Genomic DNA, 23,748 nt, shown 5'->3' with positions numbered 1-23,748 from the left:
AAGCTACAACTGCCCCCGCGCGTGCGTACAGGGCGGCGGCCCAGGCTTGCCCGCCGATTCGACGGTTCCATGCCCGCAAGCTGTATCTGCACGTGGGCCAGGCGGCGGGCCGTCGAAATGGCGGCTGCGTGCGGCTCGGCGCACCCAAACCCGCGCACCCGGCTACCGGACGATTGTCAGTATGCTTACTACAAGCCGAACAGCGGCGACGAGCAGAAACGAGATTTCCCATGAGCAGCCCCGTGCGCTTCGAGGTCGAGGCCGCAGGCCACCTTGGCCACGTCTTCGCCTCCCGGCGGACGCCCGGCACAGCGGCTGCACCCGCCGTCGTCCTGGTCCACGGGATCGGTGCATCGCATCGCTACCTGGAGCGGCTCCACGGTTTGCTGGCCAAGTCGGTGGACACCTATTCGATCGATCTGCCCGGCTTCGGCGCTACCCCCAGGCCGGAGCACACGCTCAGCGTGGCGGAGCACGCCACCTACATCCTCGGTGCCCTCGAGCAACTGGGAGTGCTGGAATTCGTCGTCGTCGGCCACTCGATGGGGACCCAGTTCGCGGTCGAAGCCGCGCGCCAACAGCCCAAACGGATTCCGCACGTGGTCCTGATGGGCCCGGTGGTCAACGACCAGCGGCGCACCGTGGCGCAGCAGGCGCTGGCGCTGGCCCGGGACTGCCTTTTTTTCGAGAGTCCTTCCTCGAACGCCCTGGTCTTCACCGACTATCTCCGCTGCGGGCCAAGCTGGTATCTCAAGAACCTGCGGCTCATGATGAACTACCACCTGGACGAAAGAATCGGCGGAGTCGCGGCCGACGTCCTGGTCCTGCGGGGCGAGCACGATCCGGTGGCCCCAACGGACTGGTGCCACCGGCTCGCCTCCCGGGCAGCCACCGCCCGGTTCGTGGAAATCGAGGGGACCGGACACGTGGTCCAGCACAACCGCGCCGTCGAGGTGGCAGGCTCCATCCTCGCCTTCGCCCAGGGCCTTCCCGCCGGACGCGAGACGCCGCGGGAGTTCACCGCGTGAGCACAGTGTTCCAGATCGCCGGCTGGTGGGTCCGAGACTACGCCTACGCCGTCGGGCGGCAACTTCGCAGCGCGGTGTCCCGAGTCAGCCCGGATGAGTTCCTCGGCGGCGCCGGCCGGCCCGTCGTCGTAATCCCCGGCATCTTCGAAGACTGGCGCTTCATGCTGCCGCTGATCCGGAAGCTGCAGGGCGCGGGGCATCCGGTGCACGTGGTTACCGTACTGCAACGGAACCGGCTCGAGGTCCCGAAGGCTGCGGGCCTGATTGCCGAGTACCTCCGGGACCGGGACCTCACCGACACCCTCGTTGTCGCCCACAGCAAGGGAGGGCTGATCGGCAAGTTCGCGATGACTTCACTCGATCCGGAGCTGCGCATCTCCCGGATGGTGGCCGTCGCCTCGCCTTTCTCCGGCTCCCGGTACGCGGGCTTCATGCTCCTCCCGAGCCTGCGGGCCTTGTCGCCGCGCAACGCCGTCACCCTCCAACTGTCCCGCGAGCAGCGTGTCAACGAGCGCATTACCTCCATCTACGGGCTCTTCGATCCGCACATCCCCGAAGGCAGCGTGCTGCCCGGAGCCCGGAACGTGCAGCTGGACACCGGCGGCCACTTCCGGATCCTCGCCCACGAGGTCACCCTCCGCACCGTTCTGGCAGAAGCGGCCGCGCCGACCCCCGCAGCAGCGGACACCGGTTACCGCAGCTAGCCCTCGAAGTGGGTCCGCATCGGACCCTGGCCCAATGCGTCCACGATGCCCACGGCAACGGTGTGGAGCTTGACGTTGCGCGTGCTGGACGCCGCCCTGAGCAGATCGAAGGCTTCGGCCTGGCTGCAACGGTTCTGCGCCATGATGATGCCGACCGCGACGTCGATGCTGGTGCGCGTCTCCAGGGTCGCCTTGAGGTGGTCCGCTGTCTCGCTGAAGTGCGCGAATTGCACTGCCAACCGGAGCGCCATCGAGGTTTGGCTCACGAAGATGCTCGCCAGCTCCCGGGCCCGCTCGTCAAAGCGGTTCGGCCGGTGCGAGTACAGATTCAGCGCTGCCCGGGTGTCGCCGTCGAGCAGGAACGGCACGGCAAGGATGGACCGCATGCCGTGCTCCCGGATTATGGCGGCACACTGGGGCCAGCGCCCGTCCGTGTCCAGATCGGCGATATGGACGGTGACTTGCTCCCGGGACGCCGCCACGCAGGGGCCGTCGCTGAAGCCGTACTGGATCTCATCCATGGCCTGAGCGGTTGCGCTGCTGCTGGCCACGGTGGCGGCTTTCCGCTGCCGGACCAGCGTGATCCCGCACAGGATTTCGTCTCCGGGCTCGGACAGGCTGCGGGCCGAAACCCGGGCCAGTTCGCCGAGGAATTCCTCCACGTCGGCGCTGTTGAGCACCAGCTCATGTAAGCGCTCGTTGATCGATTTTGCGGTTGACTCGTTTACCACTTGCCTTGATGCCGTTTCACTCGGGTCGAAGCGATCCGGTGGCGCGGCGGGCCGCAGCAGCGAAATATTGCGGCGGTAGCGGCAGCAAAGCCGGATCGAAGAACTGTCCAACGGCCTTCTGCTAAACCGTACCGGTACAAAGTATATACAAAACTTCGGTGGCGCTTTGTCCGGAGTTGGCCAAGAGTTCAAAGGGATTCCGGAGCCCGTCGCACGCCGCCGCGTCACCGAATGACGCAGAACGCGTCCCGACGTAGTCTTAGCGTTAACTTGAGGTCTCTGGACGGATTCTGCATGCCACAGCTCGACGTGAGGGAGTCGATCTCCCCGCCACTGACCATCGCCGACGCCGCCCGGACCGAGGCGGCCACGGTGCTCGCCCAGCTGGGCTCGGCGCCGGGCGGCCTGGCCGCAGCCGACGCGGCGGAGCGGCTCGCCGTGATCGGGCCGAACGCGGTCCGCACGCACGAGGCCAGCGGCTGGGCAGTGCTCGGGCGGCAGTTCCGCAGCCCCATCCTGATCCTCCTGCTCATCACCGCCGCGCTCTCGCTCTCACTAGGAGACGCCACCAACTCGATCGTGATCGGCGTGATCCTGCTGGTCAGTGTGGGCCTGGGCTTCAGCAACGAGTTCCGCGCCGAACGCGCGGCCGAGGCGTTGCATTCACGTGTCACGCACACCGCCGTCGTGCTCCGCGACGGCGCCGCCTGCGAGGTGGACGTGACCGCCTTGGTGCCCGGCGACGTCGTGCAACTGGGGCTTGGTGCGATCATCCCGGCCGATCTTCGCCTGCTGACCGCCAAGGACCTGCTCTGCGACGAGAGCATCCTGACCGGCGAGTCGCTGCCGGTCGGCAAGGATCCTGCCCCGGTGGCGGACGGCGCCGCGCTCGGTGACCTCACGTCCTGCCTGTTCATGGGCACCGTGATCCAGTCCGGCAACTGCACCGGGGCGGTGGTGGCCACGGGCGGCCGGGCCGAATTCGGCCGGATCGCACTCGGCCTGGGCGAACGCCAGCCGCAGACGGAATTCCAACTTGGCCTCAAGCGCTTCTCCTTCCTCCTGCTGCAGGTGGCCGTCGGGCTGACCTCGCTCATCTTTATCGCGAACCTGCTTCTGCACCGCCCCGTGCTCGAGTCGCTGCTGTTCTCCCTGGCCATTGCCGTGGGCATCACCCCGCAGTTGCTGCCCGCCGTCGTCAGCACGAGCCTGGCGACGGGGACCAGGCAGCTGGCCAAACGCAAGGTGCTGGTCAAGCGGCTGGTTTGCATCGAGGATCTCGGCGACATGGACATCCTCGTCACCGACAAGACCGGGACCCTGACAGAGGGCCGGATCGGCTTCACCGCCGCCCTGCCGGTGACCGGCGCCCTATCCCCGGGAGAGCTACTCACCCTCGGGCTGCTCGCCACCGAGGCCGACTACACCGAAGCGAAACGGTCAGTCCTGGGGCAAAACCCCCTGGACGCCGCGCTCTGGGAGTCACCGGAGGCCGCTGCCTTCGAACCCTCGCGCTACCAGCGACTCGACGTGATCGACTTCGACCATCAGCGCCGGCGGACCAGCGTGCTGGTCCGCGACGCCGGCGGCCCCGCCCGGATCATCACCAAGGGCTCGCCGGAGGACGTCCTGGCACTGTGCGGCGCCACGCCGGCCAAGGTGCAGGCCCTGCTGGATGAGCAATTCGACGCCGGTTCCCGCGTGGTGGCCGTCGCCACCCGGGCCGCCGCCGGAATAGAAGACATCTCGCCGGCCGACGAGAAGGACCTGACCCTGGCCGGCTTCCTCGTCTTCCTCGACCGGCCCAAGGCCAACGCGAAGGAGTCCCTGGACCGGCTCAACGCGCTGGGCATCACGGTCAAAATCGCCACTGGCGACAACGCCAAGGTGGCCGAGAAGGTCTGCCAGCAGCTGGGCGTGCTGTCCGGCGGAACCATCACCGGCGTCGAGGCCGAGACCATGTCCGACCCGGTGCTCGCCGCCGCGGCCCGCGAGGCCAGCATCTTTGCCCGCGTTTCGCCGGAGCAGAAGGCCCGGATTATCCGACTGCTGCGCCAGAGCGGCGGAGCGGTTGGGTTCATGGGCGACGGCGTCAACGACGCGCTCGCGCTGCACCAGGCGGATATCGGCATCTCCGTGGACAGCGCCACCGACGTCGCCAAGGACGCCGCCGACGTCGTCCTGCTGGACAAGGACCTCGGCGTGCTGGCCGATGGCGTGATGGAAGGCCGGCGGATCTTCGCCAACACCATCAAGTACGTGCTGATGGGCACCTCCAGCAACTTCGGCAACATGTTCAGCGCAGCCACAGCATCCGTGGTGCTGAGTTTCCTGCCGATGCTGCCGGGACAGATCCTGCTCAACAACCTGCTCTACGACAGCGGCCAGCTGGCCATTCCGGGGGACCGGGTGGACAAGGAACAACTGCTGGCACCGGCGCACTGGAACATTGCCTTCATCCGGCGCTTCATGTTCCTCTTCGGGCCCATCAGCTCGGTCTTCGACTTCGCGACGTTCGCCCTTATGCTGTTCGTCTTCGACGCCGTTCCGGGGGAGTTCCGGGCCGGCTGGTTCATCGAGTCAATCGCGACCCAGACGCTGATCATCTTCGCGATCCGGACCCGCCGGGTACCGTTCCTGCGCAGCCGCCCCTCCGTCGGGCTGCTGTTCGCCTCGCTGGGCGTGGTGGCCCTGGGCATCTACCTTCCGTTGTCCCCGCTGGCCGGCGTCCTCGGCTTTGACCCGCTGCCGGTTCCCTTCTTCCTGGCGCTGCTGGGCATGACAGTGGTCTACCTGGTGCTGGTGGAACTGGCCAAGCAGTGGTTCTTCTCCCGTTCCGCGCAGCAGCCCGCCGCACCGGTACTGCCCAGGGTCCGGCGGCGGGGAGCAGACCACCATGTGGCCCGCCGTGCCGCCCGCTTCAGCACCACGGAGCCCAGGACCCGGCATTCCCGCAGGGGTCCGCTGGCACCCAGGCGGGGCAGGCCCGGCCGGCCCAAGGCAAACCGGGTACAAGGGCCCTCACATCCTCGGAACTCCTGACGGATAGTGGGAGGAAGCGGCCACCTGGTCCGATCCCCGGCCCTGCGGAGCGCATTGCCGGGTGAGCCCGGGGCCGGCGCCCGATTGGAAAGCCAAGACAATGAGCGTTTTTGAAGACAGGATCGACGCCGGGCGGCAACTGGGGAGGCGGCTTTCAGACCTTCGCGGCAGGGACATCGTGGTTCTCGGCATCCCGCGCGGGGGAGTTCCGGTGGCGTTCGAGGTCGCCGCGGCCCTGGATGCCCCTTTGGACGTGATCGTGGTGCGGAAACTCGGTCTCCCGTACCAGCCCGAGCTCGCCATGGGGGCCATCGGCGAGGACGGCGCCAGGGTATTGGAGGCGCATGTGCTGGCACAGGCCAGAGTCAGCGACCAGGAACTGGCGGCGGTCGAGGATCACGAACGCGCCGTGCTTGAGAACCGGGTGGCCCGGTTCCGGCAGGGCCGTCCCCGCCAGGACCTGACCGGGCGCATTGCGGTGATCGTCGACGACGGCATCGCCACCGGGTCCACCGCCAGGGTGGCCTGCCGGATCGCCCGGAAACTGGGCGCCGCCCGGGTGATCCTTGCGGTTCCGGTGGCCCCGGCCGACACCCTGGCGAGCCTGAGCGAACCCGACGATGTGGTCTGCCTGGCCACGCCCCGGGAGTTTTCCGCCGTCGGCTATCACTACCGGGACTTCTCGCCGACCGAGGACGACGAGGTGATCCAGCTTCTCGACGACGCCGCCCGCCGCCTGAAGGATGCACCGCCGGCGGCCGGGTCGGCGGCGGCCGGAGACCCCGTCGAATTCGACGAGGAGGTGGAAATCCCGTCCCGGAGCGTGCGGCTCCACGGCCAGCTGCACCTGACCGCGCCGGCCCGCGGTGTGGTTGTCTTCGCCCACGGGAGCGGCAGCAGCCGGCACAGTCCGCGGAACCGGCTCGTGGCCGGCCTGCTTCAGCGGGCCGGGCTGGGCACCCTGCTGCTTGACCTGCTCACGCCGGCGGAGGAACGCGACCGTGCCAACGTCTTCGACATCGAGTTACTGGCGCGGCGGCTCTCCTCAGCGGCCGACTGGCTGGGTACCAGGGAGGACACCGCGGCCAGCCGCATCGGGTATTTCGGGGCGAGCACGGGGGCCGGGGCCGCCCTGTGGTCCGCGTCCGAGCCGTCCGCCCGGACCGCCGCCGTCGTCTCCCGCGGCGGCCGTCCCGACCTGGCCGGTCCGCGGCTGTCCGCGGTCCGTGCGCCGACGCTGCTGATTGTGGGCAGCCTCGACCAAGAGGTGCTGGAGCTCAACCGCAAGGCCAAGGCCATGATGCGGTGCCCCAACCAGCTTGCCGTGGTCCAGGGCGCCACCCACCTGTTCGAGGAACCCGGGACCCTGGCCGCGGCAGCCATCCTGGCCCGCGACTGGTTCAAGGATTACCTGCTGCCGTGACCGGCCGGACGCATTAGGAGCCATCCCGCCCGTCCAACTGACCGGCAGTTGCTGTCGTTTTGACGGCTCAGAGTGACAACAACTGCGAGCTGGATGGGACCCGTCCTTATCCGGCGGGCTGTCCTTCGGTCGCGTCCTGGCCGACCACCAGCACAGGGCAATAGGCATGCGCCGCGCACGCGCCGCTGACGGAGCCCATGACCTGGGCGAGAAAGCCGCCCCGGCCACGCCGTCCGACAACCAGCAGCTGGGCGTCCCGGCTCTCGTCGATCAGGACTTTGGCGGGCTGGCCGAATTTGACCTGTCGGGTCAGCCGCTCCGGGCGGGAGTCCCCGAAGGCCCGTTCCAGCGATTCCTCCACGAGGCGCTTGGCTGTCTCGTCAAGTTCGCCGGCCGAGGGGGTGCGCTCCTCGGGCAGGTGGGATGCGAGGAAGAAATCCGAACTGCCCAGGCAGGTGACGACCTCCAGCGGGGCGTTCAGGCTGGTGGCCAGGCGTCCGGCTAGCCGGAGCGCCGTCGTTGAAAACTCGGAGCCGTCCACGCCCACGACGATCCGCTGATCTCCGCTCATGGCATCCACCTTTCCCCGTGGTCCCGGCAGCGGCTAGGGCCAAAGGTCACCGCGCGGCACGGGCCCCTTTGCCCGGACGGGGTGCGCCGCGGGTGCCGTCCGTTCTAGGGTGGGAACGGCAGCCGCCCAACCACCGAGGAGAACCCGATGAGAATTGCAGTGACCGGAGGAAGTGGAAAGCTCGGCAGGAACGTAGTCCGTCGGCTCGTCGACGACGGCCACCACGTCACCACCCTTGACCAAACGGGCGACCGGAGGCCGGGGTTCACCAGGGTCGACCTGCGCGACTACGGGCAAGTGGTGGACGTCATTCTTGGCCTGGACGACCGGCACGAGGGCTTCGACGCCATCGTGCACCTCGCGGCCATCCCCGCCCCGGGCCTCGCCCCCGACGCGGCGACGTTCGAGAACAACATGCAGGCCACCTACAACGTGTTCCAGGCGGCGCGCCGGGCCGGAATCAAAAGGATTGTCTACGCCTCCAGTGAGACGGTGCTGGGACTGCCGTTCGACGTCGACCCTCCTTACCTTCCAGTCGACGAGGAGTACCCGGCTCGGCCGGAAAGCACCTACTCGCTGGTCAAGCACCTCGAAGAGCAGATGGCGATCCAGCTGACCCGCTGGGACCCGGAACTGAGCATCACCGGCCTGCGGTTCTCCAATGTGATGGACCCGGAGGATTACGAGGAATTCCCGTCGTTTGACGCGGATGCCCGGCTGCGCAAATGGAATCTCTGGGGCTACATTGACGGCCGCGACGGCGCGCAGGCAGTGGCGCGGGCGCTGGCGCACGGCAAGCCCGGCTTCGAGGCCTTCATCGTCGCCAACGAGGACACCGTGATGAGCCGCTCCAGCAGCGAGCTGGCCGCCGAGGTGTTCCCGGACGTCAAGGTGGTCAAGGACCTTGGCGAGCACGAGACCCTGCTCTCGATCGACAAGGCCAAGCGGCTGCTGGGTTACGCACCGGAGCACAGTTGGCGCAACTACCACTCGCTGCGCCTCACCCCCACCGAGGACTGAGGCACCAGACCAGCGCGGCGTCATTCCGCTCCCATCAGGGGCTGACATGCACCGCAGCTGCGCCCACGCGTTGTGGCTGGGGGCTAGTGGGCGGAACGGTCCTGATGGCTGGACCAGATGTCGCCGATTTCTTCGGTGGACTGTTCCACGATCCGGCGCATGGCGGCGTGGGCGGCGTCCATCTCGCCGCGCTGGATGGCGCTGGCCACCTCCACGTGCAGCTGGAGTGCCTCGTGCTGCGGCAGATGGGGCATCAGGCCGTGCTCGGTGCGGCCGGTGAGGACTTCCGCGACGAGGTTGTGCAACTGTGAAAACATCGGGTTGCCGGAGGCGTGCAGCACGGCGGCGTGGAACTCGATGTCCAGCCGCAGGAACTCATCCTGGTCGCCGCGCTGCCCGGCCGCCCACAGCCGCGCGGCTTGAGAGACGAGGTCGCTGGCGGCATCCAGGGAGGCCCGTTCGGCCGCCAGCCGGGCGGCCTGCGGCTCGATCGCGCCGCGGAGTTCGTTCAGGGCGCGCAGCTGGTCCACCCGCCGGGATGAGGCCAGCCGCCAGCGGATTACCTGCGGGTCATAAAGATTCCAGGATTCCTCCGGCTGCACCACGGTGCCCAGCCGGCGCCGGGATTCGAGCATGCCCATTGAGGAGAGCACCCGGGTGGCCTCCCGCACCACGGAGCGCGACACGCTGTGCTGGGCCTCGAGTTCGTCCAGCCGGAGGATCGAGTGCGGTGCCAGTTTACCCTCGGCGATCGCGAGCCCCAGGGTCTGGACGAGCGCGGAGTGCAGGTCAGCTGAAGACTCCGCCTTTGGGGTTTGCATAAATAAATCATACGGATGGGCGCAAGGGGGTTGTATAAGTCTGCTTTATTTCTCTAAGATCGCTCCAGAGCAGATGTAACGATGCATCCGCGGCGGCCGGAAGATGATCCGGCCCTGAAGACAAGGGAGTCGTAATGAAGCGGCGTTCAATTGTGAAGTATGCGGCCGTGGCCGCCGCGCTGTCGCTCGGCGTCACCGCCTGTGGCGGCGGCAGCGGAAGCAGCGATGCCAAGACCTCCGGCACGGTCCGGGTCACGCTGGCCAACCACGTGTGGACCGACGGCATCAAAGCCGCCATTCCGGAATTCGAAAAGGCCACCGGCCTGAAGGTCGAGCTGACCCAGCTCGGCGAGGACCAGCTGTCCGACCAGTACAACGTCAAGCTCAACGCCGGCAGCGACGAAATCGACGTCATGATGTACCGCCCGCTCCAGGAAGGCAAGGCGTTCGCCAAGAACGGCTACCTCGCGGACCTGACCAGCAAGGTTTCCGCGGACGCGAACTGGGACTGGAAGGACTACCAGGACGGTCCGGTCAAGGCCAGCACCGTTGACGGCAAGGTCGTCGGCGTCCCCATCATCACCGAACGTGAAGTGCTGTATTACCGCAAGGACCTGCTGGCAGCCGCCGGACTCCAGGTTCCCAAGACCATGGACGAGCTCCAGGCCGCCGCCCAGAAGATCTCGGCCGCCAACCCGGACACTGCAGGCTTCGTGGCCCGCACCAACAAGTCGGCAGCCGTGACGCAGTTCTCCAGCTTCCTCTACAGCTTCGGCGGTGACTTCGTTGACGCCAACGGCAAGTCCGCCATCGGCAGCGATGCGGCGAAGAAGGCATACTCCTTCTACGGCGGCCTGATCAAGAACTCCGGCCCCAAGAACGTCAGCACGGACATGAGCTGGCCCGAGGCAATGGCGATCTTCACCCAGGGCAAGGCCGCTTTCTACACCGAGGCCGACTCGCTCTACAAGAACGCCACCGATCCGGCCAAGTCCAAGGTCGCGGACAAGGTCGGCTTTGCCGCGCTGCCCGCCGGACCGGCCGGTTCCAAGCCGTACAACATCCCGTCGTGGGGCCTGGCCATCAACAAGAACTCCAGCAATCAGGACAACGCCTGGAAGTTCATCCAGTGGGCCACCAGCAAGGATCGCACCCTGGCCGCCCAGAAGGCCGGCGTCCCCGGCGCCCGCGCCTCGGTCTGGGCTGACCCGGCCGGCACCTCCACCTACCCGAAGGACCTCGCCGACGCGATCGCCGTGAGCGCCAAAAACGGCGTGGGCCACGACCGTCCCGAGGTTGTCACCGTGGGCAAGGCCCGCGAGATCGTCGGCGCGCCGATCGTTGCCACCATCACCGGTGCCGACGCCTCGGCCGAAGCCGCCTCGGCGAGCGACGCGTTCCAGAAGTTCCTGGACAGCGAAAAGAAATAGCGCCTCGGCGCAGCGTGGGGCGCAGCGCCGCGCGGCGGGACGGCKGCCCRRCCGCCGTCCCGCCGCGGCCACGCTCTTACCTTCACCCCCAACTCTTTAGGTGAACCATGTCTGTACTGAACAACTCTCGCGGAGAGACCACGCGGGACGCTTCCCGCGGGCCCTCCCGCGGGCCCTCCCGCGGCGCAGCCGGCACCCCCGGGCCGCGGAATACCTTCTCCGCCTGGGCGAACCGGCACCGCAAGTGGCTCTTCGCCGCTCCGGCCATGATCTTCGTCGGCGTCCTGATCGTCTTCCCGCTGGCGTGGACGCTGTACCTGAGCTTGACCGACTCGCAGGGCTCGGTCCGCGCCGCGTCCGAGTTCGTCGGCCTGGAGAACTACGCGACGGTGCTGGCCGACGGCGACCGGTTCTGGCCCGCCGTCGGCCGCACGCTGACCTTTACCGGCGTCGCGCTGTTCTGCGAAGTTGTTCTGGGCATGGGCATCGCGCTGCTGCTGTGGCGCCCCTTCCGCGGCGAAAAATGGGTGCGGGTCGCCATCCTGCTGCCGCTCGTCGCCACGCCGGTGGCGGTCGGCATGATGTGGCGGCTGATCTTTGACCCCAACATCGGCTTCGCCAACCAGCTCCTCGGCATGATCGGCATCCCGCCGCAGCCCTGGCTCTCCGGCCAGGACACCGCCCTGGGCACCACGATCTTCATGGACATCTGGCAGTGGACCCCCATGGTGGTGCTGATCCTGCTGGCCGGCCTGACCTCGCTCTCCGAGGAGCCGGACGAAGCCGCCCGGATGGACGGCGCCAACGCCTTCCAGCGCTTCTTCTTCATCACCCTGCCGCTCATGATGCCCACCGTGATCGTCGCCATCCTGCTGCGCGGCATCGACGCGCTGAAGACCTTCGACATCCTCTACGCCACCAAGGGCAAAGGCGGCGGCTCCTTCCACGAGGTGGAGACGCTCAACGTCTACGCCTACGGCCTGAGCTTCGACTACAACCAGTACGGACTCTCCTCCGCGGTGCTGATCCTGTTCTTCATGATTATCATCATCACCATGTGGCTGCTGACCATGCGCAAGAAAGCGGTAAGCAAATGACCGTACTGAACCAGACCACCGAATCCCGCGTCGCCGCCGTCCCGGCCCAGCCGCGGCGCCGCAAGCCGCTCGCCACCCGCGTCTACAAGGTGTTCCGGGTCGTGGCCCTGATCGCCGTAGTGCTGTTCCTGGTCGCCCCGCTGATCTGGATGCTGCTGGCATCCTTCAAGACCAACGTGGACATCTATGACACGGGCAAGTCGTTCGTCTTCACCCCCACCGGCGAGAACTACGCCAACGTGCTGCAGCGCAACAACTACTTCATCTTCATCTTCAACAGCTTCTGGGTGGCGTTCGTCTCCACCGCCCTGTCGTTGGTCCTTGGCGTGCCGGCAGCCTACGCCATGAGCCGATTCACCATGCACCGCTCGGCCCTGGTGGTCCTGATGGCCCGCGTCATCCCGGGTGTTTCGCTGCTGGTGCCCTGGTACTACGTCTTCTCCAACCTGAAGATGGTGGGCGGCTTCGAGGTACTGATCCTCAGCCACATGTTCGTGGCCCTCCCGCTGATCGTCTACATCATGATGAGCTATTTCGATTCGATGCCGCTGGAACTGGAGGAATCGGCCCAGGTGGACGGGCTCACGCCGATCGGCGCGTTCCGCCGCATCACGCTGCCGCTGTCCGTTGCCGGCATCGCCACCGCCGGGATTCTGTCGTTCATCTTCTCGTGGAACAACTTCATGTTCGCCCTGGTGCTCTCCGGCTCCAAGACCAAGACCCTGCCGGTCGCGATCTTCGACTTCGTCTCCTACGCCAGCATCGACTGGGGCGGACTCATGGCGGCGGCCACGGTGGTCACCATCCCGATCATGATCATTGCGCTCTTTACGCAGAAGTACATCGTCTCCGGCCTCACCGCCGGGGCGACCAAGGGCTAGGCAGCACATGACACGCATCAGCAGGATTGAAACCTTCCTCGTCGCCCCGCGCTGGCTCTTCGTCCGGATCGAGACTGACAGCGGGATCGTCGGCTGGGGCGAGGCCAGCTGCGAGGGCCGCAGCGAAACCGTCCGCACCGCCGTCGACCAGCTCTCCGAGCTGCTGATCGGCAACGACGCGCTGCGGATCGAGGACCACTGGCAGGTCATGACCAAGGGCTCCTTCTACCGCGGCGGGCCCATCCTGGCCAGTGCCGTCTCCGGCCTGGACCAGGCACTGTGGGACATCGCCGGCAAGCACTTTAACACTCCCGTTCACCAGCTCCTGGGCGGCCACGTCCGCGACCGGATCCGGATGTACGGCTGGGTGGGCGGCGACGAGCCCAACGAGGTGGCGGACCAGATCAGCGCGCAGCTGGAAGTCGGACTCACCGCGGTGAAGATGAACGCCAGCGGCCGGATGAGCCCGATCGCCTCGGTGGCCGAGCTCGACGGCGTCGTCCGCCGGGTCGCTGCCGCTCGCGAGGTCCTCGGGGACCACCGCGACGTCGCCGTCGACTTCCATGGACGCTTCAGCCTGGCCAACGCCCGGCGCGTGGCGCCCTTGCTGGAACCGTACCGGCCGTTCTTCCTCGAGGAACCCGTGGTCCCGGAAAACACCCACCTGCTGCGGGAGTTCACCTCCTCGACCACGACGCCGGTCTCCACCGGCGAGCGGCTCTACAGCCGGCAGGAGTTCCTGCCGGCGCTGCAGGCCGGCATCGCCGTGGCACAGCCGGACCTCTCGCACGCCGGCGGCATCACCGAGGTCCGCAAGATCGCCTCGCTGGCCGAAATCTACGAGGTGCAGCTGGCTCCGCACTGCCCGCTCGGCCCGCTGGCCCTGGCTGCCTGCCTTCAGGTGGGCTTCGCAACGCCCAACTTCCTGATCCAGGAACAGAGCATCGGCATCCACTACAACCAAGGCGCCGAAGTCCTGGACTACGTGCTGGACAAGACGCCGCTGAAATTCGTCGACGGCCACATCGAGCGGCTCACCGGGCCCGGGCTCGGCATCGAAATCGACGAGGCCGTGGTCCGCGCCGCGGACAAGCGCGGCCACGCATGGCGCGGACCCGTCTGGCGCCACTCCGACGGCGCCTTCGCAGAATGGTGAACGACATGACAGCCGAGCTGACCCCCGAACTCCTGCTGGCCGGCATCCGCCGCACCCGTCTCGTTGGGATCGTGCGCGGCACCGACGGCGGGGCCGCCGCCAAGGCCGCCCTCGCGGCCATGGAAGAGGGCTTCCGCTACGTCGAAATCGCCCTGACCACCCCGGACGCGCTGGCCGCGATCCGCACGGTCCGCGCCGCGGCTCCCGCCGGCTGCTTTGTCGGGGCGGGCACCGTCCTGACCGCCGCGGATGTGGCAGACGTGGCCGAGGCCGGCGCCCAGTTCACGGTGACGCCGTCGCTGGCAGGCTCCATCCAGGAATCCGCCCGCTTGGGAATCCCGGTCCTGGCCGGGGCCCTGACCCCCAGCGAGGCCTACGAGGCGATGAACCGCGGCGCCACCGCAGTGAAACTGTTCCCCGCATCTATTGGCGGCCCCGGCTACCTCAAGGCGCTCCGCGACCCGTTCCCCGGCATCCCCTTCATCGCCGTGGGCGGGGTCGGACTGAATGAGGCAGCCGGCTACTGGGATGCCGGCGCGATCGCCGTCGGCCTCGGCGGCCCGCTGTTCGGCGACGCCGGGTCGGGCGGCGACCTCACCCCGATGCGCGACCGCGCCCGTGCTTTCGTTGGCCTGGCCGCCGGGTTCGGCCGGCGGCCGGGCACGGAGCCCCGGCCGTGACCATCGATTTGCTCACGCTCGGCGAAGCGATGGTCTCGCTGCGGTCGGCGGGTCCGCTGTCCGCCGGCGGCAGCCTCGCCATGCACGTGGCCGGGGCCGAGTCCAACGTCGCCGTCGGCGTCGCCCGGCTGGGCCACAGCGTCGCCTGGGCCGGGGTGGTGGGCGCGGATCCGCACGGCGAATTCATCCTGCGCCAGCTGCGGAGCGAGGGCATCGCGGTGCAGCACCGGGTGGACGCCGGGCGCGCCACCGGAGTGATGTTCCTGGAACGCCGGACGGCGGACATCAGCCGCGCCTACTACTACCGGGCCGGGTCCGCCGGTTCCACGATCAGCCGCGAGGACGTCGACCGGGCCTTCGCCGCCGGCCCCCGGGCCCTGCACCTGACCGGCATCACCGCGGCCCTCAGCCCCGAAGCCCGGCGGACCGTCGAATACGCAGCCGCCCGCGGCGGCGCCGAGGGCCTGTTGGTGTCCCTCGATGTCAACTACCGGAGCAAGCTGTGGTCCCGCGACGAGGCCCGCGCCGTCCTTACCCCGCTCGCCCGGCACGCCGTCGTCTTGATCGCTTCCGACGACGAACTCGAACTGGTCGCCGCTGGCCCCGGTGCGGCTGCCGGGGCCGGCGAGGGGGCCGGCACTGACGCCGCGGAACTTGCCATGGCCGCCGAGCTCCTGGACCGCGGTGTCCGGGAGGTCGTGGTCAAGCGCGGCGCCGCAGGAGCCGGCGTTCACACCACCGCCGGGCGCTGGGAAGCCCCCGCCGTGCCGGTGACCAGTATCGACACCGTCGGAGCCGGAGACGCGTTCACCGCCGGCTACCTGTCCGCACTGCTCGACGGCGGCGACGTCGCCGCCCGCCTCCAGCGCGGCACCCTCGCGGGCGCGTTCGCCGTCAGCACCGCCGGGGACTGCGAGGGCCTGCCCAGCGCCGCGGAACTGGCGCTGCTGGCTGCAGCCCCGGACGGAAGCACCCAGCGCTAAGCCACCCCAACCCCGATTCCGGACTCGTTCCGGCCGACACAGAAAGCAGGACCAGACTGTGAAAATTATTGCTGCGGAAGTGTTTGTGACCAGCCCCTCCCGGAACTTTGTGACGTTGCGGATCACCACGGAGGATGGTGTGACCGGGATTGGTGATGCGACGTTGAACGGGCGTGAGCTGGCCGTCGCGGCGTACCTGCGGGAGCATGTTGCGCAGTTGCTGATCGGGAAGGATCCGCACCGGATCGAGGATACCTGGCAGTTCCTGTACCGGAGCGCGTATTGGCGCCGCGGGCCGGTGACGATGGCCGCGATCGCGGCGGTGGACATGGCGTTGTGGGATATCAAGGGCAAGCTGGCGGGCATGCCGGTGTACCAGCTGTTGGGCGGGGCGTCCCGGAACGGGTTGCGCGCGTACGGGCACGCCTCGGGTTCGGACCTGGAGTCGTTGTTCGATTCGGTCCGGGAGCACCTGGAGCTGGGGTACAAGTCGATCCGGATTCAGAGCGCGGTGCCGGGGATCAAGGCCGTGTACGGGGTCGCGGCGCAGGCGCAGGCCTCGGGGGAGCGGTATGACTATGAGCCGGCCGGCCGGGGAGCGTTCCCGCAGGAAGAGGACTGGGACACCCGGGCGTATCTGCGGCACCTGCCCACGGTGTTCGAGGCGGTGCGGAACGAGTTCGGCCCGGAAATCCCTTTGCTGCATGACGGGCACCACCGGATGACCCCGATCCAGGCCGCGAAGCTGGGCAAGGCGCTGGAGCCCTATGACCTGTTCTGGTTGGAGGACTGCACTCCGGCGGAGAACCAGGAGGCGCTGCGCCTGGTCCGGTCCCACACGACGACGCCGCTGGCGATCGGCGAAGTTTTCAACACCGTGTACGACTTCCAGGCCCTGATCAAGGAACAGCTGATCGACTATGTCCGGGCCGCGTCCACGCACTTCGGCGGGATCTCGCCGTTGAAGAAGGTGATGGACTACGCCGCGCAGTACCAGGTCAAGTCCGGGTTCCACGGGCCCACGGACATTTCCCCGGTCGGGTTCGCCGCGCAGCTGCACGTGGGCCTGGCGATCCACAACTACGGGATCCAGGAATACATGCAGCACTCGGACGCGACCAACGAGGTCTTCGAGCAGTCCATGACGTTCGTGGACGGCTACCTGCACCCGGGCGAGACCCCCGGCATCGGCGTCGAATTCAACGCCGAAGCCGCCGCGGCCTACCCGTACCAGCAGGCCTACCTGCCCTACAACCGCCTCCTCGACGGAACGGTCCACGACTGGTGAACGGCCACGGCTGCTGAACTGCAGCGGCTGCTGAACGGCAACGGAAACCAAAAAGGTCCCGGGCGGCGAGTCGATGCTCAGCCGCCCGGGACCTGGTCTGTTATGGCCCGGCGCGTTTCCGCCCGGGCCCGCCGGCGCAGCTTAGTGGACGATTTCCCGCGTCATCCCGAAGGGCACCTGGTCCGAGAGGGCGGCGGTGTAGTGGCCGGGCCGGTGACGGGTCAGCAGGATGCCGTGGGTGCCCGTGAGCATCGCGAGACGCTGCAGTCCCTGGACCGCTTCGTTGAGCCGGTCATCCAGCAAGCGGCGGCTGTCGACGCGGATCTCAATGCATTCGCTTGCAGTCGTCATCGAGCTGTCCTTCTGGAGGTGGTGGCGGGGCGGCCCCGGTTGCCTCGAGGATAACGTCTGATTTAAACGTGAGTCAACTCACCACGCCCGGCGGCCCGTGCCGATTATTTTCCGACCACTGGGTGTCGGTTCGGCGCCAGCGGCCGTGGAGCGCCCGGCGCCGAAACCGCGATAATCTTCACGGAACAAATATTCACCCACTGTGCAGAGGCGGACGCGGTCCATGGCTCATGACCAAACAGGAAAATCGTCGGGCTGGTGGCGTGTCTTCCACGAGAAGTTCGTGGTCGAGGAGCGCTTCATGAGTGTAGAGGCGCGGCGGAATCTCTACCGGATTGGCGTCGGACTGATGGTTCTCGGCGCCGTGTTGTTCACGTTCATCCTGGTCAGCGTCCTGCAGCACGACGGCATCAGCACGGTCGACGAGCCGGTCCGCTCCGGGCTCGTCGCGCTGCGGGGAGAGCCCGCCACGACCATCATGATCATCCTGGCCATCATCTTCGGCCCGATTGGGCTGCCGATCATCATCCTCGTGGTGACCGTGGCCTGGGGGCTGCTTGCCAAGCATGCCTGGCGGCCGCTGGTGCTCGCCGGCGCCATGCTGACCGGGGTCATCCTGGCGCAGCTCATCGGCCGCACCGTGGGCCGGCAGCGCCCGCCCGTGGACCTCATGCTGTTCGGAGCGGACACCACGTTCTCGTTCCCCTCCGGGCATGTCCTGGGCGCGTGCGATTTCCTCCTGATTACGGCCTTCCTGGTCTTCTCGCGCCGGAAGAACCCGACGGCCGCCGTCTTGGGTTTCGTGCTGGCCGGCGTTGGGATCTTTTTCGCCGCCATGAGCCGGCTCTACCTCGGCTACCACTGGACCACCGACGCCCTCGCCTCGCTGTCCCTCTCCTTCGTGATCCTGGGCGCGGTGATCTTGCTGGACACCTGGCGAACCGCCCGGATCCGGGGAGAACAAGTGACCGGCACACTCTCCAAGCGCGAATCCGGCGGGGAGTAAGCGGCAGGCCGCTCGGACCCCGGGGCCGCGCCGACGGGCGGCAGGCCGGCGGCGGAACGCGCGGAGCTAGCGCGGCCCGCGCCGCCTAAGCTCCGCGCGGAGCCTGGCGTTGACGGCCTCCAGTTCCAGCACCTTGGCCACGCCGGCGAGATTCAGGCCGTCCTCGAGGAGTTCGCTGATCCGCCGCAAAACCGCCAGATCGGCATTGCTGTACTGCCGTGTTCCCCCGGCGGTCCGATCCGGCGTGAGTAGGCCCTTCCGTTCGTAGAGCCTGATGTTCTGCTGCCCGGTCCCGACCAGTTGGGCCACGACAGAAATAGCGTAAAGACCCAGTTCTTGCCGACCCTCAGTCACCGTGCTCCTTCACCGTCCCTTGCCGTCCCTGGCCGTCACGTGCCGTTCCGGCGCGTTCCGTCACGTCGGGTGCTGTGCATCCGTGCCGTTCCGGCGCGTTCCGGGCGCACCCGTTCGTGCCTTGCATCAGTCTGGCACTGGTGCTATAAAAAATCTATATCCGCCACCACAGATAACGGTGGGCCGGATAGGCAAGGAAATGACTCAGGACTCATGTTTGAAGGAGTGGGAAATGATGTTGATGCGTACGGATCCGTTCCGTGAACTGGACCGGCTGACCCAGCAAGTCTTCGGAACCCCGGCAAGGCCCGCGACCATGCCGATGGACGCCTGGCAGGAAGACGGCGAATTCGTCGTCGCCTTCGACCTTCCCGGCGTCAGTGTTGACTCGGTGGATCTGGATATCGAGCGCAATGTCCTGACGGTCAAGGCTGAAAGGCGTGATCCGACCCAGCCCAATGTCGAACTGATCGCCTCGGAACGGCCGCGCGGGGTCTTCAGCCGCCAGCTCATTCTGGGCGACACGCTGGACACCGAGAAGGTCAAGGCGAGCTATTCCGACGGCGTGCTCACGCTCCGCATCCCGGTGCTGGAGAAGGCCAAGCCGCGCAAGATTGAAATTGAACACACGCAGGACAAGCTACAGGAGATCGGCAAGTAACCTGGCGGCAGGTGCCGTCCTGCCGCCAGCTGCGGGCGGGGACCCGGCCGACCCTGGGCCGGGGCCGGATCCCCGCCCTCTGGCCGAATCCAGCCTGGTCCAGTCAATGGGGTGAAGCGATGAACCGTGACCCGCGCGGTCTCTACGCGGCGCTGCACGTCACGCCGGATGCGACGCTGGCGGAGATCCAGCACTCCTTTCGTGCGCTGATGCGGCAGCGGCATCCTGACGTCGATGCCTCCGCGGCTGCCGCTTTCGACGGCGGGGATGAGGTGCGGCGCATCCTCGAGGCATTCGCAGTCCTGCGGAGTCCGCAAGCCCGGGCGGCGTACGACCCTGCGGCCCTGGCAGTCCGGCCGGGCAGTGCAGGGGCCGAAGGTCGGGAAATCCCGGTGCGCGTCCACCCAGTCCGGCAGCCGGCATTGCGGGTGACGCCGGTGCGGTGGGAGCGGGGACCCGAGTGATGCGGCCGCCGACGTCGGTCTTTACGCACGCTGACAACAGCAGAGGAGAGGGAGCATAGCCATGAGCGCATGGCGGCGTTACGATTCACACCTGATGCCTGCCTTCCACGAACGGTTCGAGCAACGGTGGGGCACGGGCACAGCGCCGTTCCTGGACCCGGAAGCCCACGAACTGCCCCTTCCGCGGGCCCAATGGATCAACCCGGATACCGGGGCTGCGTTGGCGGTTGTGCCGATCTGGGGTGCTGGGGAGACCCAGGAGCGCTCCTTCGGGGTGTTTTATTTGCCGCCGGCCGGGGATATCTGGGTGCTGAGGCCCGGCTTCACCGGCTACCTGGAGCCCGCGGCCGACGAGGCGGAGCAGCTGCTGAGCCTGCGGAACGACGCCTTCAGAAAGGCCGTGGCCCACGCCAAGGAGTTCCTGTTCGGGCCGGAGGCCGCCACGTATTGACCGTGCCGGTTGTGGCGCAGTCAACCGCCGGGGCCTAAAATCAACCAACGACCAGCAACTGCATAGGGGACTTGCCGCATGAACGCTTCGGCCCACGATCTGGCTGCCATTCTGCCGCCCGGTTTCACCATGGGCGTGGCCACGGCCGCCTTTCAGATCGAGGGGGCATTGGACGAGGACGGGCGCGGGCCCTCGGGCTGGGACGTCTTTGCTGCCCAGCCCGGCATGATCGTCAACGACCACAGCCCCGCGATTGCCACGGATCACTACCATCGGATGCCCGAAGACGTGGCGCTGATGAAGGAACTGGGCGTCGATTCGTACCGGTTCTCGCTGTCCTGGCCGCGCATCCAGCCCGGCGGAAGCGGGCCGGTAAACCCCAAGGGGCTGGACTTCTATGACCGGCTGATCGACCTGCTGCTGGCCAACGGGATCACCCCAATGGCCACCCTCTACCACTGGGACACGCCGCTGGAGCTGGACGAGGCCGGCGGCTGGATGAACCGTGACACCGCCTACCGGCTGGGGGAATTCGCCGCTATCGCCGCCGCAGCCTACGGGGACCGGGTTGCGCGCTGGGTGACCATCAACGAACCGGCGACGGTGAGCGCCAACGGCTACATGCTGGGCCTGCACTCGCCGGGAGAAGCCCACATGCTCAGGGCGCTGCCGAGCGTCCACCACCAGTTGCTGGGCCACGGGCTGGCGATGCAGGCGCTGCGGGCCGCGAAGGTACCCGGCGAGATCGGCCTGACCAACGTCTATTCACCGATGGTCCCTGCCTCCATCAACCCGTTGGACAAGGTCAGCGCCGGGCTCATGGACATGGCTCAGAACCGCCTGTACGCGGACCCCGTCCTGCTGGGCAAGTACCCGGACGCCATCCGGGCCGCCACCTTCTTCTCCTCGTTCAGCCCGTCCAGCGAAGACCTGGAGCTGATCTCGCAGCCCCTGGACTTCTACGGATTGAACTACTACATGCCGACGCGGGTGGGCGCCGGGCCCGGTGACGGCACGATGCCCGAGGGGATGGCCGAGGCCATGGGCAACGACTTGAACGGCGGCGCCGGCACCCCGTTCCACATCCAGAGCTTCCCCGACACCGAGATCACCGCCTACGGTTGGCCGATCAAGCCGGATTACATGGCGGTGGCGCTGGCGGAAATGGCCGAACGCTACCCGGAACTGCCGCCGGTCTACATCACCGAGGGCGGTGCCAGCTTCGAGGACCTGGAGATCCACGACGCCGACGGCCGGCTGATCGTCCCGGACGAGCGCCGCGTCCGGTACCTCGCCGAACACCTCCAAGCCGCCATCGAGGCAACTTCGCCCGGCGGTGCGGCCGAATCGATTGATTTGCGCGGCTACTATGTGTGGTCGCTGCTGGACAACTTTGAGTGGTCCGCCGGCTACAAGCAGCAGTTCGGCCTGCTGCACGTTGACCGGGACACGATGGTGCGTACGCCGAAGGCGTCCTTCCACTGGCTCCGCGAACTCCTGGCGGCCCGGAACAGGACGGAGTCCGGGGCCGAAACGGCAACCACCGCCGGCGTCGCCGAAACGGAGACCGCGGCCGAAACCGGAACCACCCCGGGATCCGCTGCCGAAACGGGTAGCACGGCCGGGTCCGGGAGCCCCGCCGCCGGAGCCCCTGCCGCCGGCTAGAGGAGTTCCAGCTCCTGCAGACGCTTGGCCAGGCCGGCGCCGTCGGGCGAGTAGACCCACGGGACGGTAGAGCCGGTGTGGTCGCCGCTCTCGGAATGGCCGCCGGCCAGCACGGACTCCCCGGCGGAGAGCTGGCGGATGCCGATCGCGGCCACCCGGTCGCCGTGTTCTTGGGCGAACTGGGAATAGATGGCCTCATCGTGCTGGCCGTTGTCGCCGAACAGGAGCCAGCGCATGTTCGGGAACTCCTTGGCCAGCAACTCCAGATTCATGCGCTTATGGTCTTGCCCGCTGCGGAACCACCGGTCATTGGTGAGTCCCCAGTCCGTGAGCAGCAGGGTGCCTGACGGGTACATGTTGCGTGTGATGAAGCGCGCCAGGGTCGGGGCGGCGTTCCACGGTCCGGTGGACAGGTAGATCACCGGCGCTTCGGGGTGTTCCGCCAGCAGCCGGTCCATCAGGACGGCCATGCCCGGCGTGGCCATCCGGGCGCGTTCGTTAAGCACAAAGGTGTTCCACAGGGCCAGGAACGGCCGAGGGAGGGCGGTGACCATGATCGTGTCGTCAATGTCCGAGACGATGCCCAGAGTGGTGTCCGGGGCGATGACATAGATCATCGTGTGGGCCGGCTCGGTGCCTTCGGCCCGCAGCACCGCGCTGTGCCAGCCGGGCGAAAGGGCGACCGCGACGACAGTGTCCACGATGCCGCCCCGGTCGGCGTGCACCCGGGCGGTGACGCCGCCGATCTCGATGTCCACCTCGGCGAACTGGATCGGCACCGACGTGAAGGCGCGCCAGCCGCGGACGTTCTGGTTGCCGTTCTGCGCTGCCTGCTCCGCCCGGCTGCCGGGTACCGGCCTGCTGGTGAGCACCACGCGGCCCAGCACCCGCACCCACTCGGTGGAGCCGTAGCCCTGGTAGGCGATGGTCTGCGGGCTGAACTTCCAGCTTCTGGCGGCCTTGAGGCGGAAGCGGTTGACCGTGTCCGAGACCAGGTGGGCCAGCCGGAAGGCCTGGCTGCCCGAGACCTTCGGGGGCTGCGGTCGTTCCCGGGCTGGTTCCTGCGACGCAAATTCCATGGTTCCACTCTCCCACAGCGCGGTGGCGGGCCGGCGATTGCGTCAGCCGGTCAGGCGTCTCCCAGGAGTTCGCGCAGCGTGGTGGCGTTGCGCACCGCGTTGCCGTCGCCGTCGTTGTTGAAATAGGCGAAAACGTCCCTGCCTGCGCCCTGCCACTCGCAGATCCGGTCCGCCCACCAGCCCAGCTCCTGATCGGAATAGGACCCGGCGTAAAGGTGCTCCCGGTCCGGTCCATGCAGCCGGACGTAGACGAAGGGTGCGGTAGCCCGCAGGATGCAGGGCAGGTGGGCGCCGCTCATGACGCAGTACGCAGCGCCGTGCCGTTCCAACAGCTCGTACACCGCCGGGTGGTCCCAGCTGGCGTGGCGGAACTCCACGCTCACGCGGATCCAGTCCGGCAGCGCGGCCAGGAAGTAGTCCAGCCGGGCGTCGTCGCGGGCAAAATCCGGCGGCAGTTGCACCAGTAGCACGGCGCGTTTGTTCCCCAGTTCGTGCCAGCCGCGGCCGATCCGCTCCGTCCAGAGCTCCGGCCCGTACAGCTTCTTCCCGTGGCTCAGCCCCCGCGGGGCCTTGACGGACATGGCGAAGCCCTCCGGAAGGCGACGCTGCCAACTGGCGAACGAGCTCTCCCGCGGCCAGCGGTAGAAGCTCGCGTTGAGCTCCACCGTGGTGAAACGGGACGCGTAGTGGGCCAGCCGGTCCCGGGCCGGCAGCCCGTGCGGGTAGAGCACGTTCTCCCAGTGGTCATAGCTCCAGCCGCTGGTTCCGATCTGCGGCACTCCGCGGTGTGATGCTCCGTTGTGGGGTGCCCCCGAGTCCTGTTCCGGCATGTTGGGATCGTAGCCCCGCCAGAGCGGCCGCG

24 protein-coding genes are annotated in these 23,748 nt (G+C 67.7%); 17 read left to right on the top strand and 7 right to left on the bottom strand.

The features are described 5' to 3' along the window. Positions 1–230: 230 nt before the first annotated feature. Positions 231–1,028 (top strand): alpha/beta fold hydrolase, encoded by a 798-nt coding sequence (locus tag AC1DGI_RS09625; protein WP_476898622.1) that lies wholly within the window; start codon positions 231–233, stop codon positions 1,026–1,028. Further along, on the top strand, positions 1,025–1,732 hold the full coding sequence (locus AC1DGI_RS09620; RefSeq protein WP_441401815.1) for an esterase/lipase family protein: 708 nt from the start codon (positions 1,025–1,027) through the stop codon (positions 1,730–1,732). Before AC1DGI_RS09625 ends, AC1DGI_RS09620 begins: the two co-directional genes overlap by 4 nt. On the opposite strand, the gene AC1DGI_RS09615 is transcribed toward AC1DGI_RS09620, so the two are convergent. Then, entirely contained in the window at positions 1,729–2,463 is a 735-nt protein-coding gene (locus tag AC1DGI_RS09615; RefSeq protein ID WP_441401816.1) for a GAF and ANTAR domain-containing protein, read from the bottom strand. The genes AC1DGI_RS09620 and AC1DGI_RS09615 overlap by 4 nt on opposite strands. Before the next feature lie 294 nt (positions 2,464–2,757). Here AC1DGI_RS09615 and mgtA point away from each other — a divergent pair, with 294 nt between their 5' ends. Both mgtA and AC1DGI_RS09605 read left to right on the top strand, forming a co-directional pair. Further along, on the top strand, positions 2,758–5,505 hold the full coding sequence (gene mgtA / locus AC1DGI_RS09610) for a magnesium-translocating P-type ATPase (RefSeq protein ID WP_476898621.1): 2,748 nt from the start codon (positions 2,758–2,760) through the stop codon (positions 5,503–5,505). A 100-nt stretch (positions 5,506–5,605) separates the two neighbouring features. Next, a complete protein-coding gene (locus tag AC1DGI_RS09605; RefSeq protein WP_476898620.1) occupies positions 5,606–6,928 on the top strand; it encodes a phosphoribosyltransferase family protein in 1,323 nt (440 codons plus the stop codon). Positions 6,929–7,034: 106 nt separating this feature from the next. On the opposite strand, the gene AC1DGI_RS09600 is transcribed toward AC1DGI_RS09605, so the two are convergent. After that, positions 7,035–7,499, bottom strand: coding sequence for a universal stress protein (locus tag AC1DGI_RS09600; protein WP_441401456.1), 465 nt, complete (start codon positions 7,497–7,499; stop codon positions 7,035–7,037). 147 nt (positions 7,500–7,646) lie between these two features. On the opposite strand from AC1DGI_RS09600, the gene AC1DGI_RS09595 reads away from it, so the two are divergent. Further along, entirely contained in the window at positions 7,647–8,519 is an 873-nt protein-coding gene (locus tag AC1DGI_RS09595) for an NAD-dependent epimerase/dehydratase family protein (RefSeq protein ID WP_476898619.1), read from the top strand. Between the two features lie 83 nt (positions 8,520–8,602). Here the strand turns inward: AC1DGI_RS09595 and AC1DGI_RS09590 are convergent, their stop codons facing one another. Beyond that, positions 8,603–9,340 (bottom strand): FadR/GntR family transcriptional regulator, encoded by a 738-nt coding sequence (locus tag AC1DGI_RS09590; RefSeq protein ID WP_441401452.1) that lies wholly within the window; start codon positions 9,338–9,340, stop codon positions 8,603–8,605. A gap of 134 nt (positions 9,341–9,474) precedes the next feature. On the opposite strand from AC1DGI_RS09590, the gene AC1DGI_RS09585 reads away from it, so the two are divergent. The 7 genes from AC1DGI_RS09585 (at position 9,475) to manD (ending at position 16,855) form a co-directional block, all read left to right on the top strand. After that, positions 9,475–10,770 carry an ABC transporter substrate-binding protein gene (locus AC1DGI_RS09585; RefSeq protein WP_441401450.1) on the top strand — a complete coding sequence of 432 codons (1,296 nt, stop codon included), beginning with the start codon at positions 9,475–9,477 and terminating at the stop codon, positions 10,768–10,770. A 107-nt stretch (positions 10,771–10,877) separates the two neighbouring features. After that, the gene (locus AC1DGI_RS09580; protein ID WP_476898618.1) at positions 10,878–11,867 is read left to right on the top strand and encodes a carbohydrate ABC transporter permease; all 990 of its coding nucleotides are present in this window, start codon (positions 10,878–10,880) and stop codon (positions 11,865–11,867) included. Continuing rightward, on the top strand, positions 11,864–12,748 hold the full coding sequence (locus AC1DGI_RS09575; RefSeq protein ID WP_441403250.1) for a carbohydrate ABC transporter permease: 885 nt from the start codon (positions 11,864–11,866) through the stop codon (positions 12,746–12,748). The genes AC1DGI_RS09580 and AC1DGI_RS09575 overlap by 4 nt, the downstream gene beginning before the upstream one ends. A gap of 7 nt (positions 12,749–12,755) precedes the next feature. Further along, positions 12,756–13,904, top strand: coding sequence for a galactonate dehydratase (gene dgoD / locus AC1DGI_RS09570; protein WP_354235108.1), 1,149 nt, complete (start codon positions 12,756–12,758; stop codon positions 13,902–13,904). Between the two features lie 5 nt (positions 13,905–13,909). Continuing rightward, positions 13,910–14,584 carry a bifunctional 4-hydroxy-2-oxoglutarate aldolase/2-dehydro-3-deoxy-phosphogluconate aldolase gene (locus AC1DGI_RS09565; protein WP_476898617.1) on the top strand — a complete coding sequence of 225 codons (675 nt, stop codon included), beginning with the start codon at positions 13,910–13,912 and terminating at the stop codon, positions 14,582–14,584. Next, positions 14,581–15,567, top strand: coding sequence for a sugar kinase (locus AC1DGI_RS09560; RefSeq protein ID WP_441403054.1), 987 nt, complete (start codon positions 14,581–14,583; stop codon positions 15,565–15,567). The genes AC1DGI_RS09565 and AC1DGI_RS09560 overlap by 4 nt, the downstream gene beginning before the upstream one ends. 58 nt (positions 15,568–15,625) lie before the next feature. Continuing rightward, positions 15,626–16,855, top strand: coding sequence for a D-mannonate dehydratase ManD (manD, locus tag AC1DGI_RS09555; protein ID WP_476898616.1), 1,230 nt, complete (start codon positions 15,626–15,628; stop codon positions 16,853–16,855). Between the two features lie 141 nt (positions 16,856–16,996). Here the strand turns inward: manD and AC1DGI_RS09550 are convergent, their stop codons facing one another. Further along, positions 16,997–17,206 carry a hypothetical protein gene (locus AC1DGI_RS09550; protein ID WP_476898615.1) on the bottom strand — a complete coding sequence of 70 codons (210 nt, stop codon included), beginning with the start codon at positions 17,204–17,206 and terminating at the stop codon, positions 16,997–16,999. 223 nt (positions 17,207–17,429) lie between these two features. On the opposite strand from AC1DGI_RS09550, the gene AC1DGI_RS09545 reads away from it, so the two are divergent. Continuing rightward, entirely contained in the window at positions 17,430–18,212 is a 783-nt protein-coding gene (locus AC1DGI_RS09545; RefSeq protein WP_441402312.1) for a phosphatase PAP2 family protein, read from the top strand. Between the two features lie 66 nt (positions 18,213–18,278). On the opposite strand, the gene AC1DGI_RS09540 is transcribed toward AC1DGI_RS09545, so the two are convergent. Then, positions 18,279–18,566: a MerR family transcriptional regulator gene (locus AC1DGI_RS09540; protein WP_441402307.1), complete on the bottom strand. Its 288-nt coding sequence runs from the start codon at positions 18,564–18,566 to the stop codon at positions 18,279–18,281. A gap of 235 nt (positions 18,567–18,801) precedes the next feature. Between AC1DGI_RS09540 and AC1DGI_RS09535 the strand changes: the two genes are divergently transcribed. From AC1DGI_RS09535 to AC1DGI_RS09520, 4 genes are all read left to right on the top strand, one after another. Further along, positions 18,802–19,227, top strand: coding sequence for an Hsp20/alpha crystallin family protein (locus tag AC1DGI_RS09535; RefSeq protein ID WP_441402313.1), 426 nt, complete (start codon positions 18,802–18,804; stop codon positions 19,225–19,227). Positions 19,228–19,346: 119 nt separating this feature from the next. Next, a complete protein-coding gene (locus AC1DGI_RS09530) occupies positions 19,347–19,691 on the top strand; it encodes a J domain-containing protein (protein ID WP_441402308.1) in 345 nt (114 codons plus the stop codon). Positions 19,692–19,752: 61 nt separating this feature from the next. Then, positions 19,753–20,142 (top strand): hypothetical protein, encoded by a 390-nt coding sequence (locus AC1DGI_RS09525; RefSeq protein ID WP_441402309.1) that lies wholly within the window; start codon positions 19,753–19,755, stop codon positions 20,140–20,142. A gap of 78 nt (positions 20,143–20,220) precedes the next feature. Further along, positions 20,221–21,807 carry a GH1 family beta-glucosidase gene (locus tag AC1DGI_RS09520; RefSeq protein ID WP_476898614.1) on the top strand — a complete coding sequence of 529 codons (1,587 nt, stop codon included), beginning with the start codon at positions 20,221–20,223 and terminating at the stop codon, positions 21,805–21,807. On the opposite strand, the gene AC1DGI_RS09515 is transcribed toward AC1DGI_RS09520, so the two are convergent. Together AC1DGI_RS09515 and AC1DGI_RS09510 are read right to left on the bottom strand one after the other, a co-directional pair. Next, positions 21,804–22,886 (bottom strand): App1 family protein, encoded by a 1,083-nt coding sequence (locus AC1DGI_RS09515; protein WP_476898613.1) that lies wholly within the window; start codon positions 22,884–22,886, stop codon positions 21,804–21,806. The genes AC1DGI_RS09520 and AC1DGI_RS09515 overlap by 4 nt on opposite strands. Positions 22,887–22,936: 50 nt before the next feature. Then, complete coding sequence (locus AC1DGI_RS09510) at positions 22,937–23,716, bottom strand: DUF72 domain-containing protein (RefSeq protein WP_476898612.1); 780 nt, start codon at positions 23,714–23,716, stop codon at positions 22,937–22,939. Positions 23,717–23,748 lie beyond the last annotated feature (32 nt).

It is taken from the genome of Arthrobacter sp. 05N428_2 (assembly GCF_056397065.1).
The sequence above is the reverse complement of the archived record's forward strand: the minus strand, read 5'-3'. Positions and strand labels throughout refer to the sequence as shown.

Coding starts and splice junctions, on each gene's coding strand:
- AC1DGI_RS09535 (WP_441402313.1), top strand. CDS start 18,802: ATGTTGATGCGTACGGATCCGTTCCGTGAACTGGACCGGCTGACCCAG.
- AC1DGI_RS09585 (WP_441401450.1), top strand. CDS start 9,475: ATGAAGCGGCGTTCAATTGTGAAGTATGCGGCCGTGGCCGCCGCGCTG.
- AC1DGI_RS09525 (WP_441402309.1), top strand. CDS start 19,753: ATGAGCGCATGGCGGCGTTACGATTCACACCTGATGCCTGCCTTCCAC.
- AC1DGI_RS09520 (WP_476898614.1), top strand. CDS start 20,221: ATGAACGCTTCGGCCCACGATCTGGCTGCCATTCTGCCGCCCGGTTTC.
- AC1DGI_RS09545 (WP_441402312.1), top strand. CDS start 17,430: ATGGCTCATGACCAAACAGGAAAATCGTCGGGCTGGTGGCGTGTCTTC.
- mgtA (WP_476898621.1), top strand. CDS start 2,758: ATGCCACAGCTCGACGTGAGGGAGTCGATCTCCCCGCCACTGACCATC.
- dgoD (WP_354235108.1), top strand. CDS start 12,756: ATGACACGCATCAGCAGGATTGAAACCTTCCTCGTCGCCCCGCGCTGG.
- AC1DGI_RS09515 (WP_476898613.1), bottom strand. CDS start 22,886: ATGGAATTTGCGTCGCAGGAACCAGCCCGGGAACGACCGCAGCCCCCG.
- AC1DGI_RS09550 (WP_476898615.1), bottom strand. CDS start 17,206: ATGACGACTGCAAGCGAATGCATTGAGATCCGCGTCGACAGCCGCCGC.
- AC1DGI_RS09605 (WP_476898620.1), top strand. CDS start 5,606: ATGAGCGTTTTTGAAGACAGGATCGACGCCGGGCGGCAACTGGGGAGG.
- AC1DGI_RS09530 (WP_441402308.1), top strand. CDS start 19,347: ATGAACCGTGACCCGCGCGGTCTCTACGCGGCGCTGCACGTCACGCCG.
- AC1DGI_RS09565 (WP_476898617.1), top strand. CDS start 13,910: ATGACAGCCGAGCTGACCCCCGAACTCCTGCTGGCCGGCATCCGCCGC.
- AC1DGI_RS09600 (WP_441401456.1), bottom strand. CDS start 7,499: ATGAGCGGAGATCAGCGGATCGTCGTGGGCGTGGACGGCTCCGAGTTT.
- AC1DGI_RS09510 (WP_476898612.1), bottom strand. CDS start 23,716: ATGCCGGAACAGGACTCGGGGGCACCCCACAACGGAGCATCACACCGC.
- AC1DGI_RS09575 (WP_441403250.1), top strand. CDS start 11,864: ATGACCGTACTGAACCAGACCACCGAATCCCGCGTCGCCGCCGTCCCG.
- AC1DGI_RS09625 (WP_476898622.1), top strand. CDS start 231: ATGAGCAGCCCCGTGCGCTTCGAGGTCGAGGCCGCAGGCCACCTTGGC.
- AC1DGI_RS09580 (WP_476898618.1), top strand. CDS start 10,878: ATGTCTGTACTGAACAACTCTCGCGGAGAGACCACGCGGGACGCTTCC.
- AC1DGI_RS09590 (WP_441401452.1), bottom strand. CDS start 9,340: ATGCAAACCCCAAAGGCGGAGTCTTCAGCTGACCTGCACTCCGCGCTC.
- AC1DGI_RS09595 (WP_476898619.1), top strand. CDS start 7,647: ATGAGAATTGCAGTGACCGGAGGAAGTGGAAAGCTCGGCAGGAACGTA.